The organism is Streptomyces sp. NBC_01314 (genome assembly GCF_041435215.1).
Taxonomy (GTDB): domain Bacteria; phylum Actinomycetota; class Actinomycetes; order Streptomycetales; family Streptomycetaceae; genus Streptomyces.
In genome coordinates this window covers 6,836,634-6,851,976 of sequence record NZ_CP108394.1, presented here as the reverse complement: position 1 = coordinate 6,851,976, position 15,343 = coordinate 6,836,634, and the positions used below count along the sequence as shown (strand labels likewise).

Here is a 15,343-nt window from a genome sequence, read left to right as displayed (position 1 = left end):
CACGCCCTTCAGGTGACCACGGTGGCGCGGAACAACGTGCCCGGTCCGGACACCCGGGCCTTCTCGTCCGCCCGTACGAAGACGGATTCGCCGGGGGTGAGCGTGTGTTCGCCCGCGCGGACCGAACCGGCTGTGCAGAGGAGGATCTGCGGGGTGGCGCGGGTGAGGTCGTGCGGGGCGGTGGCCTCGGGCAGGACGTAGCGGGAGAGGCGGAACTCGTCGATGGGGGTTTCGTAGACCTCTTCGCCTTCGGGGGACGCCTCGGGGCGCAGGACGCCGGGGTCGGTCGGCTCGAAGCGGACGACGCGCAGCAGTTCGGGGACGTCGACGTGCTTCGGGGTCAGGCCGCAGCGCAGGACGTTGTCGGAGTTGGCCATGATCTCGACGCCGAGGCCGTTCAGGTAGGCGTGCGGGATGCCGGCGCCGAGGAACAGGGCCTCGCCGGGCTGCAGGCGTACGTGGTTGAGCAGCATGGCGGCGATGACGCCGGGGTCGCCCGGGTAGTGGTGGGCGATGTCGGCGTACGGGGCGTGGGCGCCGCCGAGGCGGGCGCAGGCGGCCGCGGCCTCGTTGACCGTGTGGGACATGTTCTCGGGGTCGGCGCTCAGGACGGCGGTCAACACCTCGCGCAGCGCGGCCTCTTCGGGGTGGGCGTGCAGGAGGTCGACGTACGGCTTGAGGGAGTCGACGTCGAGGGCGGCGAGCAGGTCGGCGGCCTGGAGCGGGGCGCGGAAGCCGCAGAGACCCTCGAACTCCGTGAGGGCGCAGATGAGTTCCGGCTTGTGGTTGGCGTCCTTGTAGTTGCGGTGGCCCGCGTCGATCGGGATGCCGCGCCGCTCCTCGTCCTCGTAACCCTCCCTGGCCTGTTCGAGGTTGGGGTGGACCTGGAGGGAGAGGGGGGCGCCGGCGGCGAGGAGCTTCAGGAGGAACGGGAGGCGGGGGCCGAACTTTGCGACCGTTTGGAATCCCAACTCGCGTTCCGGGGCCTCGTCGATGACCTCGGTGAGGGGGCCGCGTCCGGTGCGCGAGGGTGCGCCCGGGTGGGCGCCCATCCACATCTCCGCCTGCGGCTCGCCGGTGGGGGCCACGCCGAGGAGCTGCGGGATGGCGGTGGTCGAACCCCAGGCGTAGGGGCGGACGGTGTTGGCGAGGCGGTCCATGGTGTGCGTTCTCCGTTGGTGGGGAGCCGGCCGAGGCCCCGGTCAGGGTCGGGCTCCGGTAAAGGTCAGGCTCCGGAAGCGAGCGACAGGTAAACGGCGGCGAAATCCGTGATGGCGATCATCTCCGCGAGGGTTTCCAGGTCGCTGCCTTCCTCGGGTTCCAGCTCGCTGATCGCGGTGTCGTGGCTGAGAGCCAGTTCGCGGGCGACCGGGACGGCGCTCAGACCCCCGGTCGGGCGGTCGCGGACGAGCACCACGCGCGCGTGCAGGACGGGTGCGTCCTCGACGCGGTCGCGGAAGAAGTCGTCGGGGTCGGCGTTCGCGGCGAGCGGGCCGGACAGCAGCACCGTGTGCGAGGCGAGAGCCTCCGGGAGCTGGGCGGCGAGGCCGGGGCGGCCCGCCAGTTCGGCGAGAGCGGAGGCGAAACGGCGGCCCACCGGGCCCGCCGCCCGGCCCTCGGTCCAGATCAGCGGGAGCACGTCGGCCAGCTCGGCGGCGAGCGTCTTGGCGGGGTTGCTGTAGGTGGCGATCGCCGGGCCGCAGCGCTCGGCGACGTGGTCGAGGCGGTCGGCGACCTTCTGCAGGGCGTCCGGCGACGCGTCGACCAGGCCGGTGCGGTCGAGTAGCGCGAGCATCGGGGTGAGCAGCGCCCACAGGACTCCGGGGGCGGCGGCGCCCAGGGGCACCTCCTGCTCGTACGGGGCGGTCGCCATCGGCACGAAGAGGCCGTGGGCGGCTTCCACCGCCTCGGCGACGGGGGTGTGGGCCGGGGCGACGGCGACGACCGTGCTGCCGCGGCGGTATGCCTGTTCGACGAGGATCGACAGGCCGGGTTCACTGCCGTCCGCGGTGGCGACCAGGAGAAGGTCGACCGGGCCCGCCCAGCCGGGGAGCTCCCAGCGGAGGGCGCCCGCTGCGGGGGCCACGCCGGTGGGGTGGAGACGGATGATGGGACAGCTGGACCCGGCGAGGGCGCCGAGCAGGTCGGCGACGCCCGCGGACGCCATGCCGGGGCCCGCGAACAGCAGGGAGCGGGGGCGGCCGTCCGGTTTCAGCGCCGGGATGCCGGCCTCGATGCCGAGACGGATGGCCGTACGGACCCTGGCGCCCGCCTCGGCGGCGCCGCGAAGCAGGTCGCGACGGTCCGCCTCCGACAGGGCTTCGGGGGTGTCTAGCAGCGATTCGTCGAGCATGGGCGGCAGCCTCCGATCGCCGGGTGCCCTTTTCGCCTGTACGCCGGGGTTCCCGGCTCGTGCGGGGTTACGCCTTGCCTGAGAGCTTGATCGCGTGGGTCACGCGGGGCGGCGGGCCTCGTCGACGAGGAGTACGGGGATGCCGTCCCGGATCGGGTAGGCGAGGCCGCATTCCTGGTTCGTGCAGGCCAGCTCGGTGTCCTCCTCCGTGAGGGGGGCGTGGCACGCCGGGCAGGCGAGGATCTCCAGGAGGCCGGCTTCGAGCGCCATGTCGGGTCCCTTCGGGGGCGGGTTCGTGCGGTGCGGCCTGGTCAGAGTACCGCCGTGGAGAGGTTGCCGCCGGGGTTGGGGCGGGCGTTCGGTGGGCGGGCACCCGGCGGTCGGGGCCGGGCGGGGGTGGGCGGGGGTGGGTTTTCGCTCACCGGCGCTTGGCGCGGCCCGCCGCGCGCCCCTCTGCCCCGCTGTACCCCCGTACGGACCCTGGCGGCACGACAGGCCCCTCAGCTGGGGGCGGACGGCGAGGAGCAGCCGCAGCGGCCCCTCGGGCCTCAGGCCCTGATGATCCTCAGAACCTCGTCGCGGATCTTCGCCATCGTCGTGTCGTCCCTCGCCTCCGCGTTCAGCCTCAGCAGCGGTTCCGTGTTGGAGGGGCGGACGTTGAACCACCAGTCCGCCGAGGAGACGGTGAGGCCGTCGAGGTCGTCCAGGGTGACGTCCTCCCGGTTCTCGTACGCGGAGCGGACCGCGGCCAGGCGGTCCGTCTGGTCGGCGACCGTGGAGTTGATCTCGCCGGAGCCCGTGTAGCGGTCGTACTGGGCGACGAGGCCGGAGAGGGGGCCGTCCTGGCCGCCGAGGGCGGCGAGGACGTGCAGGGCGGCCAGCATGCCCGTGTCGGCGTTCCAGAAGTCGGCGAAGTAGTAGTGGGCGGAGTGCTCGCCGCCGAAGATCGCGCCGGTTCTGGCCATCTCGGCCTTGATGAAGGAGTGGCCGACGCGGGTGCGCACCGGCGTGCCGCCGTTCTCCTTCACCACCTCCGGGACGGACCAGGAGGTGATCAGGTTGTGGATGATCGTGCCCTTGCCGCCGTGCTTGGCGAGTTCGCGGCAGGCGACCAGGGCCGTGATCGCGGAGGGCGGGACGGGGTTGCCCTGCTCGTCGACGACGAAGCAACGGTCGGCGTCGCCGTCGAAGGCGATGCCGAGATCGGCGCCCTCCTCGCGGACCCGCTTCTGGAGGTCGACGAGGTTCGCCGGGTCGAGAGGGTTGGCCTCGTGGTTCGGGAACGTGCCGTCCAGTTCGAAGTACATGGGGACCAGGTCCAGCGGCAGGCCGGCGAAGACCGTCGGGACGGTGTGGCCACCCATGCCGTTGCCCGCGTCGACGACGACCTTCAGGGGGCGGGTGGAGGTCAGGTCGACGAGGCCGAGGAGGTGCGCCGCGTAGTCCTCCAACGTGTCCCGGGAGGTGATCGTGCCAGGCGTCGCGGCCGGCGCCGGGGCGCCCGACTCGGTCCAGCCCTCGACCAGTTCGCGGATCTCGGTGAGGCCGGTGTCCTGGCCGACGGGGGCGGCGCCCGCGCGGCACAGCTTGATGCCGTTGTACCGGGCGGGGTTGTGGGAGGCCGTGAACATCGCGCCGGGCAGGTTCAGCGTGCCCGACGCGTAGTACAGCTGGTCCGTCGAACAGAGGCCGATCTCGGTCACGTTCACCCCGAGCGCTGCCGCCCCGCGCGCGAAGGCACGCGACAGGCCGGGCGAGGAGGGCCGCATGTCGTGGCCGGTCACGATGGCGTCCGCGCCGGTCACCCGCACGAATGCCGCCCCGAAGAGCTCGGCCAGGGTCTCGTCCCACTGGTCCGGGACCACCCCGCGTACGTCGTACGCCTTCACGATCGTCGACAGATCAGCAGCCACGGACACATCCTCCTGAAGTCCTCACCGGTCACCCAAACTACCCGCCCGAGCCGACAGTCGACCGTGTGACCTCCGCGAACGCCTCCGACCCCACGGGAGTCGCTTCCCCCTACGGGGTTGCCGTCCTCGTTCGCGATGTGCGGGGAGGGCCGGTCGAATGCCTGTGTCGCACCGGCCGGCCAGGCGTCGAGGCCCGCCGCGCGCGCCGCCCGTCGACGAGCAGGACCAGGACCAGGGGCACCACGAAAGCGGACAGCGGCGTCCGGTGGTTGACCACGGACGCGACGGTGTTCAGGGGCGGTTCGGCGCGGGGCTCAGTTGTCGGGTGAGCGGAGCACCCGGAGGTGGCCGCGGCGAGCGACCTCCATCGGGTCCGCCGTACGCGCGCCGCCACCGGCCTCCGCGGCGCGCTGCCGCGGACGGGCCGCCTCACGCACGGCGTTGGCGAGCGCTTCCAGGTCGTCACCACTGGGGCGCGCGGGGGCCGAGGCGTCCAACAGCCGTACGACCTCCCAGCCGCGCGGCGCGGTGAGGCGCTCGGAGTGCTCGGCGCACAGGTCGTAACAGTGGGGTTCGGCGTAGGTGGCGAGGGGGCCGAGGACCGCGGTCGAGTCGGCGTAGACGTACGTCAGCGTCGCGACGGCGGGGCGGCCGCAAGCGGTGCGCGAACAGCGACGTACAGGGCTCACGATGTTGGACGGTACCGCACTCTTGAGCGGGCCGCGACGACTCTCCACCAGGTCACTCCACCGTGTCGTGGTGTGAAACGCCCCACACGCCCCTCCGAACCCGCCGTGTCGACCTGCGAGTAGCCCCGCGTCCGGGATGCCGAGCGGACTCGAATTCGGTCAATTATCGGTATAAACCATGCTAATTAATGTGAGTTCACTGGTCTCAACGAGGTACAGAATCGAGCCCAACCTTGGCTGGAACGGTCATCCTGGGGCAGGGCGTACGGCTCGCCGGGCACCGCCGCCCGGCGAGCCGGGCGGCGGTGCAGGGTCGACCGTGCCAGGTCAGCGGCGGCGGGTCGGTGCGTGCCGCCGGGGGGTGTGGAGCCGGGCGGGCGGGTCCCGTGGGGACTACGCTTCACAGGTGATGGACAACCTCGTACCGCCCCGCGCCGCATCCGCACCCGGGCCCCGCCGCCGAGACCGGCACGGCAGGGGAATGCGCGGGCCCATCGCGCCGCCTCAGGTGCCGCTCGCGGCAAGCCGTGCGGAGGTGTTCGCGGATCTTGTGCAGGACTCCGTGGAGCGGCTGGAGCGGCGGTTGCCGCAGCTGGCGGACATCGACTTCCTCGTGCTGGAGGTGCCTCGGCTCGACGGGCCCGTCGACGGGGCCTGGAACGACGAGGCTGTGCCGCTCGGCGGGACCGTCGCGGCGCGGGAGGGGCTGCCGGCTCGGGTCGTGGTCTATCGGCGGCCGGTGGAGATTCGTACCAAGGGGCGCGATGAGCGGGCCGCGCTGGTGCATGAGGTCGTGGTGGAGCAGGTGGCCGAGTTGCTGGGGCTCAACCCGGAGACTGTGGATCCCCGGTACGGGGAGGAGTGACACCGGGGGGTGCGCCCGGGGAGGGTGAGGGTATCGCCCCCGCCGACGCATCCCGAACCCTCCCGCAAGGACCTACTTCTGCAGGATCGAGAGGTCCTGTTCCGCCTCCGGAACGGCCACCGTGCCGCGGTCGTCCGGGAGGGTTTGGATCGTGAAGGCGGGGACGGTGTCGAGCTTGGATTCCAGGATGCGGGAGGCGTAGACGGGGCCCCCGGAAATGGGTTCCACGGTGAGGGCGTAGGTGCCCTTGAGGCCGTTGGGGGCGGGCATGTCGATGTTCCGGGTGGTGCCGGCCTTGATCGTGAAGGTCTTCGTCGTGGCCTCGCCGGTGCTACTGCCGGCGGACGCGGTGACCTTCACTTTGGCCGCGCCGGTGGGGGCGGTGAGCGCGAGGGTCGTGCCCTTGGCGCGGTTGTCGGCGACCGTGGCGCGTGCGCCGACCGGACGGGTCGCCGGGATGAAGGCCGTCTCCTGGTTGTCGCCCTTGCCGCGGACGACACGGAGGGCGGCCACCACCGGGACCGACCGATCGGTGGGGGTCAGGAACAGGGAGCCCTCTTCGCCGCGGGTGATGTCGCCCAGGTCGGCGGAGGCGGTCATGCCTGCCTTGACGTGCAGCGTCTCGTTGCCGGCCGGGGTGATCGGGCCGTTGGGTGAGGCGAGGCGGAGCTTCAGGTCGGCGTCGGTCTCGCCGGGGGTGAAGGCGACGAGGGTCACGGAGGTGGCGTCCTTGGGGATGCCGGGGAGGACCAGGCTGCCGGCCGGGTCGGCCGCGGCGGCGAGCCAGTCGCCGCCCAGCTTGTCGTCGAGGGCCTGGACCGAGGCGGCGACCCGGCCGCTGCGGACGCTGACGTGGACCGTGAGGTCGGCCTCCTTCGCCGTGGCGAGCGTCGACAGCAGGACCGGCTCGGCGGCGCGGGGCTTGACCGTGATGCCGTCGCCCACCGTCGACTTCAGGGCGCCGTCCTTGCCGTAGAGCTCGATGTCGACGACGGCCGCCGAGTCGTCCGGGTTGACGAGGTGGACGTAGTCGGTGCGGCCCGCGGCCGTACTGGCGCCCGGGAACCAGAACTCCGTGTCCGGGGCGCCGCAGTTGACGCCGAGCAGGCCGCGGCCGGTGCCGGCGGCGACCTCGGTGGTCTCCTGGACCGTCCAGCCGGGCGCGAACTTCCCCTCGGCCGTGCCGATCAGGGCGGGCGCATCACCGCCGTCCGTGCTGCCGGTGACGGGCTTGCCGGGCTCCTTGACCTCGACGACCGGCTTGACGGCCTTGGCCTTGTCACCCTTTGTGCCCTTGTCACCCTGGTCGGAGTCCGTGGACTCCCCGCCCGCCGCGACGAGTTCGGCGCTGCCCTTGCCGCCGGTGGCCTCGGTGACGGGGGTGAAGGAGGTGTACGCGGTCTCCGCGAGGTCCGAGGTGCTCGGCTGGGGGCAGAGCAGACTCGTGCGCTGCACGGGCAGCTGCGCGGGCGCCTTCGCGGTGGTGCCGCCGGAGGCGTCGGGGGCGCTGAGCACGGCGAAGCCGGTGACGGCGGCGAGAGCGGTCGTGCCGGCGATCAAGGACAGGGTCGTGCGGTTCACTGCTGGCTCCCGTCGGGGCGCTCATTGTCGGCGCCGGTGCCGTGCGACGGGTCGTACGTCGCGTCGTAGCCCTGGTTGTACGTCTGGTCGTAGGGGGCCGTGTTGCCCCCGTAGGAGGCGTACGGGTCGTACTGGCCGCCCTGGTGGGGGTCGGCCTGGTACTGCTGCTGGTCGTACGTGCCCGCCGGGTACTGCTGGGCGCCCTGGTACTGCTGGTCGTACTGGCCGTATTCGGCGCCCGCGCCCACGTGGTTCGCGGTCTCCCACTCTCCGTACGCCTGCTGCTGCGGGACGGCGGTGGGGAACGGGGTCTCCTCCGGAGGAGAAGGCAGGTCGGGGTCGCCGGGCTGTTCGGCCTCGGCCTCCGCCTGGGCGCGCAGCCGGCGGGCGCGGCGGCCGTCGCCGGTGACGTCCTGGGCGGGTACGGCGACGGGCTCCTCGGGGAGGTCGTCGTCGACGTCCCGGCGGCGGCCGGGCAGGGCGAGGACCACGAGGACGACGGCGAGTGAGCCCTGGGCCCACAGCCAGCCGGTGTGGCTGACGGGGGCGTCGAAGGTGACGTCCAGCCTGCCGCCGTCCACGGGCAGCTGGAAGCCCTGGGCCCAGCCGTCGACCGTGGTCGGGGTGAGCGGCTTGCCGTCGAGGGTGGCGGTCCAGGACTCGTCGGCGGAGTCGGCCAGGCGCAGGACGCGGCCCGAGCCGCCGGCCGGGATGGTGGTGTGCACGTCGACGGGGCCCGCGGCGACGGCCTTCGGGTCGCCTGAGGCGGCCTCGACGGTGACGCGGGCGACCTGGCGGTCCACCCGCCACAGGGCGCTGCCGTCCTGCTGGCTGAGGCGGCTCAGGCCGGGCGTGGCGTCCAGGACGCGGCTGACCTCGCGGGGCGCGCCAGGTCGGACGAGGACGTAGCGCACGGCGAAGCCGCCGAGTTCGTCGGTCTGGTCGGCGCCGGAGCCCGCGACAAGGTTGGCGACGACTCTGTCGAGCTGCTCGTTCTTTCCGGCGGCGGCGGTGAGTTCGGCGTCGCCGAGGCGGACGCCGGAGCCCCGGACCAGGGTGTAGCCGACCCTGGCGGTGGAGTCGCTGTCGAGGACCAGGGTGCGTGCCTGGTCCCGGGTGCCGCTCTCCTCGGCGACGAACGGGGGCACTTGCACGGGGTCGCGGCGCTCCAGGGGGCCGTCGGCGCCGCCGAGCACCCATCCGGCGGCGGCCAGCAGCGGGCCGACGGCGGTGGCGAGCGCGATGAGCACGGCCACCGGCTGCCGCCAGCCGAAACTCTGCTCTGCCACGCGGAAGCGTGCCCCGTCGGCGCCCAGGGTGGCGGCGGCGAGGAGGGCGATGCCGTAGACGAGGGTCGCGGGCCCGGCCCAGGTGGAGCCGTTGGAGAGGACCGCGAAGACAAGCGCCAGCAGGGCGGCCGTCCAGGCGGTCCGGATCGCCAACTGCCGTTCCGCGCGGAGCAGGGCGGCCAGCGCGGCGAGGACGACGCCGATGAGGGTCAGCCCGCCGACCGTGCCGGGCCCGCCGGGGCTGATGCCGAGCAGATCGGTCGCCGTGGCCGTGCTGCCGCCGTACTCCAGACCGGCCTCCTCGAAGAAGCCGAACGGCAGCAGCGTCAGTGACCAGGGGGCCAGGATCAGCAGCGGGGTGGCCAGCTGGGCGAGGAAGCGCGGGCCGTAGGCGGTGATCTCACGGCGGCGCACGGCGAGGAGGCCGAGGCCGAGGAGCAGTGCGATGGGCCACACGATGGGGGTGAACGCGGTGGTGATCGTCAGCAGCAGCGCGTACGCCCAGGTGGCACGCCAACTGCCGCGCGCCCCCGTGCTGGTGGTGAGACCGCCGGCGGCGGCGCCCGCGCGTGCGATGAGGGGCAGCAGGATCGCGAGGACCGCGGTGCCGATGCGGCCGGTCGCGAGCGCGCCGGTGACGGCGGGCAGGAAGGCGTACACGACGGCCGCCCAGGCGCGCAGCAGTCGGGACTGGACCAGGGAGCGCGAGGCGAAGTACGCGGTGAAGCCGGCCAGGGGCACGGACGCCACGAGGAGCACGGTGACCGCGAGTCCGGCGGAGCCGAACAGCAGGGAGGCGAGCATGGCCACGATCGCCAGGTACGGCGGTGCGGCCTCGGCGCCGCCCGCGCCGACCGGGTGCCAGCCGTCCAGGTAGCGCGACCACAGCTCGGCGGAATCGGCGGGGGCGGGCAGCAGGGTGCCGCCCGCGAGCGCGCCGCCGCCGAGCAGCTCACGGCAGGCGACGAGCGAGGCGAGCAGCAGGAGCGCGAAGAGCACGGGCCCGGGCGCACGCGCGATGCGCTTGAGCCGGGCGAACTGCTCGACCTGCAGGAAGTCGGCGTCGTCGTCGCCGGGCCCCGACTCGATTGCGCCGCCGTGCCGTCCGGCCTGGGGGACCTCGGCGTCGGAGGTGCCGAACAGATCGCCCGCGACCTGTTCGACGGTGGCCCGGACGGTCGCGCCGGGCGGCGGGAACAGCGGGCGCAGCTCGCCCTTGTCCAGCTGCGAACGGCCTCGCCTGCGCCGCCCGGCGATGATCCGCTCGGGCCGCAGCAGCACGCTCAGCAGGCCGCGGATCTCGTCGACGGCCTGTCCGGGGACCTTGCCGACGAGGTACGCGACGGTCCTGACCAGGGTGCCCAGGACGATGCGCAGCAGCACCCAGGGCAGCTGTGCCGTACGGGAGTTGACGAGGAGGGTGTAGATCGCGCCCGCCTTGTCGACCATGTGCGGGGAGGCGGAGCCGCGGCCCGCGCAGTCGACGGTGCGGCGCTCTCGCGAGGACGCCTCGGCGTGCCGTACGACGGCTTCAGGGGCGACGAGGACGCGGTGCCCGGCGGTGGTGGCGCGCCAGCACAGGTCGACGTCGTCACGCATGAGGGGCAGGCGACGGTCGAAGCCGCCCAGTGCCTCGAAGACGTCGCGGCGGATGAGCATGCCGGCGGTGGACACGGCGAGGCTGGGCTTGACGTGGTCGTGCTGGCCCTGGTCCTGCTCGCGGCGGTCCAGGCCGGTCCAGCGGCGGCCGGAGTTGGCGATGGTGACGCCGACCTCCAGGAGCTGACGGCGGTCGTACCAGCCGCGCAGCTTGGGGCCGACTACGGCGACGTCGTCCCGGCCCAGCTCGCGTTCGTTCTCCACGACCCGCAGCATCTGGGCGAGGGCGTCGGGCTCGGGGGCGCAGTCGTCGTGCAGCAGCCACAGCCACTGGACCGGTTCCCCGTGGGGGAGCTCCGGCATGTCGTACGCGTCGTCGCGCCAGCTGCGGGTGACCGGGTCCCAGCCGCTGGGGCGCCTCAGGTACGCCAGGTCGTCCTGGGTGAGGACGCCCGCGCTGCGGTTGGCCTCCTCGACGGCCTGGCCGAAACCGGTCCGTCGGGCGAGGTGCAGGACGCGGTCCGCGCCGAGGGCGCCGGAAAGGAGCTGGGCGGAGTCGTCCGCGCTGCCGGTGTCGGCCGCCATGGCACTCTGCACGGGGCGCTCCTGGCCGAGCAGCCCGGCGAGCGCGTCGGGCAGCCAGCGGGCGCCGTCGTGCGCGACGAGGACCGCGGTCACCACATGACGTGGGAACTCGGGAGTGGCAGCGTCTTGGTGAGCTGAGGTGTGGCTGTGCACGGACATCGAGGTACGGGCCCCGGTTCGATGGACTGCGGTGGACGTCTGTCGTGTCCGGCGGGGACAGCGGGACGTCTCGGACGAGGGCCCACACTAACGGCTGAGCAGCACAGCGGCCCGCCGCCTGTGGACAACCCACGTGCGACGGGCCGTACGTGTTCGGTTATTCCTGTTCGACTGTTCCGGGGCGGGTCGGATGTTCCGGCTCGGGTCAGACCGCTGCCTTCTTGAGGCGGCGGCGTTCGCGCTCCGACAGGCCGCCCCAGATACCGAACCGCTCGTCGTTGGCGAGGGCGTACTCAAGGCATTCGGAGCGGACCTCGCAGGCGAGACAGACCTTCTTGGCCTCGCGGGTCGAGCCGCCCTTCTCGGGGAAGAAGGACTCGGGATCGGTCTGGGCGCACAGCGCGCGCTCCTGCCAGCCGAGTTCTTCGTCCGCGTCGTCGACCAGCAGTTGCTGCACGAGCTCGGTCATGTGCGCCCCTCGTCCGTCTTTCGCGTCCCCGTCGTGCGGCCGTTACCGATTTCGGCTGAACGACACGAGTGAAATTACAAGTGTGCTGCTACGGGCGAGTCAAGCCGAGATCTGCTATTGAGCCCCTTATTCACTCTGCGGAACCAAGGCTATGCGGAAAGTGTTCAAATCGGCATAAACCCTGACAGCAGCCTGACGGCAGGCGGGAGTTCCGGAGGGGGTTCTCCTTCCCTTACGGGAGAGGACGCCCAGGAGTTCGATCTCGTTCCGACTCGTTCGAGTCGACTCGCTCCGGACGCACCCTCGACGCTCCACGCGCGCGTGCCGACGGCTTGCCCGGTTGGACGCCATGTCTCCCCGACACCCCACGCACAAACCTTTCGCCGCGCGGATGCACCGAAAGAGGTGAACCGGCATCCACATACCGGACGTGAAGTTGACAGCGAAGGTATGAACCGCTGTGCTTGTGGGCATGCTCGCGAACTTGGCACTCACCTCGACCCGCTCCGCCGGGTCCCTCGGTGCTGCTCACTGTCGCTGTAGCTGTCGCTGTTCCAGCTGTTGAGCCTCACGCGCTCCGGCTGCCACTGAGCCCCTCCCGGCTCGGCCGCCGTTCCCCTTGGCCCGGAACCGGGCATCCGCCCCGCCCGCGACCCGGGCGGACGGCACGTGACACCCCGCCCTCCCCCACGCACTCTCCGTCGAGGACCTCCCCACTTCATGAACAGCGACAGCGACCTCCAGATCGCCGGCGACCTTCTCGAAGTACCGCACCTCCTCCAGGCGCCGCGCCAACACCCGGTCACCGTGGCCGAGTTCGCCGGACTGGCCCGTTCCCTCGCCGACGACCGCTCCCGGTGGGAGCACCTCGTCGAGTACGACGCGACCACGCGCTGGTACCACCGGCTGCTGACCGGTCCCGGGTACGAGGTGTGGCTGCTGTCGTGGGTGCCGGGTCAGGGCACCGGGCTGCACGACCACGGGGGCTCCTCCGGCGTACTGACGGTGCTCGACGGCACGCTGACCGAGCGCACCGACCGGGGCACGCGCGTGCTCGGCGCGGGCGCGCAGCGCGTCTTCGCGCCGGGTTACGCCCACGAGGTCGTCAACGACACGCTGGAACCGGCCATCAGTCTGCACGTCTACTACCCGGGTCTGACGGACATGCCGATGCACGCGAAGGCCTGCGCGGCGGGGGCGGCGACCGTCACGGCCTGACCGGGACCGTGGGAAACCGGCCGTGGTCGCGGGTGGGCGACCCGTTGTCGTACCCGCCTGCGAGACTGCTTCCATGCGCATTGTGGTTCTGGCAGGCGGCATCGGTGGTGCCCGGTTCCTGCGCGGTCTGAAGCTGGCCGTGCCGGACGCGGACATCACGGTCGTCGGCAACACCGGGGACGACATCCACCTCTTCGGGCTGAAGGTCTGCCCGGACCTCGACACGGTGATGTACACGCTTGGCGACGGCATCAACGAGGAGCAGGGCTGGGGCCGGGCCGACGAGACCTTCCACCTCAAGGAGGAACTCGCCGCGTACGGCGTCGGGCCCGAGTGGTTCGGCCTCGGCGACCGGGACTTCGCCACGCACATCGTGCGGACGCAGATGATCAGTGCCGGGTTTCCGCTGAGCGCGGTCACGGAGGCGCTGTGCGACCGGTGGAAGCCGGGCGTGCGGCTCATCCCGATGACCGACGACCGCGTCGAGACCCATGTCGCCGTCGAGCAGGACGGTGAGCGCAGAGCGATCCACTTCCAGGAGTACTGGGTGCGGCTGCGGGCCTCCGTGCCGGCCGAGGCGATCGTGCCGGTCGGCGCCGAGCAGTCGAAGCCGGCGCCCGGGGTCCTGGAGGCCATCGCCGAGGCGGACGTGATTCTCTTCCCGCCGTCCAACCCCGTCGTCTCCGTCGGCACCATCCTCGCCGTGCCCGGAATCCGGGAGGCGATCGCCGAGGCCGGGGTGCCGGTCGTGGGCCTCTCCCCCATCGTCGGCGACGCGCCCGTGCGCGGTATGGCGGACAAGGTCCTCGCCGCCGTCGGCGTCGAGTCCACCGCCGCGGCCGTCGCCGAGCACTACGGCTCGGGGCTGCTCGACGGCTGGCTCGTCGACACCGTCGACGCGGGCGTCGTCGAGCGTGTCGAGACCGCCGGGATCCGGTGCCGGGCCGTGCCGCTGATGATGACCGACCTGGACGCGACGGCGACGATGGCCCGCGAGGCGCTGGCACTGGCGGAGGAGGTACGGGGAGCGTGAGCGGGGAGTTCGGAGACTTCAGGGATACGACGGCTACCGGCGAGGGGGTGACGGCGGGCGAGGAGTCGGCTCCCGCCGGGTCCCTGACCGCCGCAGGCCCCGCTTCGGGCGGCGGGCCCGGCCCCGGGTACCGGGTCTGGGCCCTGACCGGCATCCCCGAGGTGCGGGAGGGGGACGACCTCGCCAAGCTGATCTCCGCGGCCGGGCCGGGGCTGGTCGACGGGGACGTGTTGCTCGTCACCTCGAAGATCGTGTCCAAGGCGGAGGGGCGAATCGTCGAGGCGGTCGACCGGGAGGCCGCGATCGACGCCGAGACCGTACGGGTGGTGGCCCGGCGCGGGGCGTTGCGGATCGTGGAGAACCGGCAGGGGCTCGTCATGGCCGCCGCCGGGGTCGACGCCTCCAACACACCCTCCGGGACCGTGCTGTTGCTGCCCGAGGACCCCGACGCCTCCGCGCGGGCGATCCGAAACGGCATCAGGGACACGCTCGGCGTCGAGGTCGGGGTCGTCGTCACCGACACGTTCGGGCGACCCTGGCGCAGCGGGCTGACGGACGTCGCCATCGGAGCGGCCGGCGTGCGCGTCCTCGACGACCTGCGGGGCGGCACCGACGCGCACGGCAATCCGCTCAGCGCGACGGTCGTCGCCACCGCCGACGAGCTGGCCGGCGCCGGCGACCTGGTGAAGGGCAAGGCCGCCGGGCTGCCCGTCGCCGTCGTACGCGGGCTGGGGCATGTCGTGGCCGCGGACGACGGCGAGGGGACCGAGGCCCTGGTCCGGGGGGCGCGGGACGACATGTTCCGGCTCGGCACCTCCGAGGCCGTACGGCTGGCGGTGACCCAGCGGCGTACGGTCCGGGCGTTCACGGACGAGCCGGTCGACCCCGGGGCGGTGCGGCGGGCCGTGGCCGCCGCCGTGACCGCGCCGGCGCCTCATCACACGACGCCGTGGCGGTTCGTGCTGCTGGAGTCGGAGGAGTCGCGGGTGCGGCTGCTCGACGCCATGAGGGACGCGTGGATCGCGGACCTGCGGCGGGACGGCAAGAGCGAGGAGTCCATCGCGAAGCGGGTGCGGCGCGGGGACGTGCTGCGTGCCGCGCCGTATCTGGTGGTGCCGTGTCTGGTGATGGACGGGGCGCACTCCTACGGGGACGCGCGGCGGGACGCGGCCGAGCGGGAGATGTTCGTGGTCGCGGCCGGGGCCGGCGTGCAGAACTTCCTCGTCGCGCTGGCCGGGGAGCGGCTGGGGTCGGCGTGGGTGTCCTCGACGATGTTCTGCCGGGATGTCGTGCGGGGGGTGCTGGGGCTGCCGGAGGGGTGGGATCCGATGGGGGCGGTCGCTGTGGGGCACGCCTCGGGTGCGCCTCCGGCGCGGGGTGAGCGGGATGCGGGGGCGTTCATCGAGGTGCGGTGACGTGGGGTGGGGGGTGGCGCGCCCAGTTCGGGGGTGTCGCCGTTCGTTGTGCGCGGGCGGATTCGTCGTGGTTGCCCGCGCGGTTCCCCGCGAAGTTCCCTGCGCCCCCGAGAAGCGTTGCGGCAGCCTAGGCTCATAGCACCGCTCGCTCGAAGCACCGCTCGGCACGGCACCT

The 15,343-nt window shown here is 72.7% G+C and carries 12 protein-coding genes; 4 read left to right on the top strand and 8 right to left on the bottom strand.

Annotated elements, in window-relative coordinates; translation table 11 throughout:
- Window positions 1-8 precede the first annotated feature (8 nt).
- The 5 genes from manA to OG622_RS30350 all read right to left on the bottom strand — a co-directional run bounded on the left by manA (window position 9) and on the right by OG622_RS30350 (window position 5,003).
- Window positions 9-1,160, bottom strand: a complete 1,152-nt coding sequence (gene manA, locus OG622_RS30370; RefSeq protein WP_371579801.1) for a mannose-6-phosphate isomerase, class I — start codon at window positions 1,158-1,160, stop codon at window positions 9-11.
- Window positions 1,161-1,225: 65 nt separating this feature from the next.
- Window positions 1,226-2,353, bottom strand: coding sequence for an SIS domain-containing protein (locus tag OG622_RS30365; RefSeq protein WP_371579800.1), 1,128 nt, complete (start codon window positions 2,351-2,353; stop codon window positions 1,226-1,228).
- A 99-nt stretch (window positions 2,354-2,452) separates the two neighbouring features.
- Window positions 2,453-2,623, bottom strand: coding sequence for a Trm112 family protein (locus OG622_RS30360; RefSeq protein ID WP_371579799.1), 171 nt, complete (start codon window positions 2,621-2,623; stop codon window positions 2,453-2,455).
- Between the two features lie 278 nt (window positions 2,624-2,901).
- Window positions 2,902-4,266 carry a phosphomannomutase/phosphoglucomutase gene (locus tag OG622_RS30355; RefSeq protein ID WP_371579798.1) on the bottom strand — a complete coding sequence of 455 codons (1,365 nt, stop codon included), beginning with the start codon at window positions 4,264-4,266 and terminating at the stop codon, window positions 2,902-2,904.
- 314 nt (window positions 4,267-4,580) lie between these two features.
- Window positions 4,581-5,003, bottom strand: coding sequence for a DUF3499 domain-containing protein (locus tag OG622_RS30350; protein WP_371579797.1), 423 nt, complete (start codon window positions 5,001-5,003; stop codon window positions 4,581-4,583).
- A gap of 361 nt (window positions 5,004-5,364) precedes the next feature.
- Here OG622_RS30350 and OG622_RS30345 point away from each other — a divergent pair, with 361 nt between their 5' ends.
- A complete protein-coding gene (locus tag OG622_RS30345; protein WP_371584271.1) occupies window positions 5,365-5,820 on the top strand; it encodes a metallopeptidase family protein in 456 nt (151 codons plus the stop codon).
- A 72-nt stretch (window positions 5,821-5,892) separates the two neighbouring features.
- On the opposite strand, the gene OG622_RS30340 is transcribed toward OG622_RS30345, so the two are convergent.
- The 3 genes from OG622_RS30340 to OG622_RS30330 all read right to left on the bottom strand — a co-directional run bounded on the left by OG622_RS30340 (window position 5,893) and on the right by OG622_RS30330 (window position 11,502).
- Entirely contained in the window at window positions 5,893-7,401 is a 1,509-nt protein-coding gene (locus OG622_RS30340; protein ID WP_371579796.1) for a DUF5719 family protein, read from the bottom strand.
- A complete protein-coding gene (locus OG622_RS30335; protein WP_371579795.1) occupies window positions 7,398-11,033 on the bottom strand; it encodes a glycosyltransferase in 3,636 nt (1,211 codons plus the stop codon). Before OG622_RS30335 ends, OG622_RS30340 begins: the two co-directional genes overlap by 4 nt.
- Window positions 11,034-11,238: 205 nt before the next feature.
- A complete protein-coding gene (locus OG622_RS30330) occupies window positions 11,239-11,502 on the bottom strand; it encodes a WhiB family transcriptional regulator (protein WP_003975777.1) in 264 nt (87 codons plus the stop codon).
- A 720-nt stretch (window positions 11,503-12,222) separates the two neighbouring features.
- On the opposite strand from OG622_RS30330, the gene OG622_RS30325 reads away from it, so the two are divergent.
- From OG622_RS30325 to OG622_RS30315, 3 genes are all read left to right on the top strand, one after another.
- Window positions 12,223-12,720, top strand: a complete 498-nt coding sequence (locus tag OG622_RS30325; RefSeq protein WP_037693027.1) for a cysteine dioxygenase family protein — start codon at window positions 12,223-12,225, stop codon at window positions 12,718-12,720.
- A 73-nt stretch (window positions 12,721-12,793) separates the two neighbouring features.
- Window positions 12,794-13,753 (top strand): 2-phospho-L-lactate transferase, encoded by a 960-nt coding sequence (cofD, locus tag OG622_RS30320; protein ID WP_371579794.1) that lies wholly within the window; start codon window positions 12,794-12,796, stop codon window positions 13,751-13,753.
- Between the two features lie 83 nt (window positions 13,754-13,836).
- Window positions 13,837-15,168, top strand: coding sequence for a coenzyme F420-0:L-glutamate ligase (locus tag OG622_RS30315; protein WP_371584270.1), 1,332 nt, complete (start codon window positions 13,837-13,839; stop codon window positions 15,166-15,168).
- Window positions 15,169-15,343 lie beyond the last annotated feature (175 nt).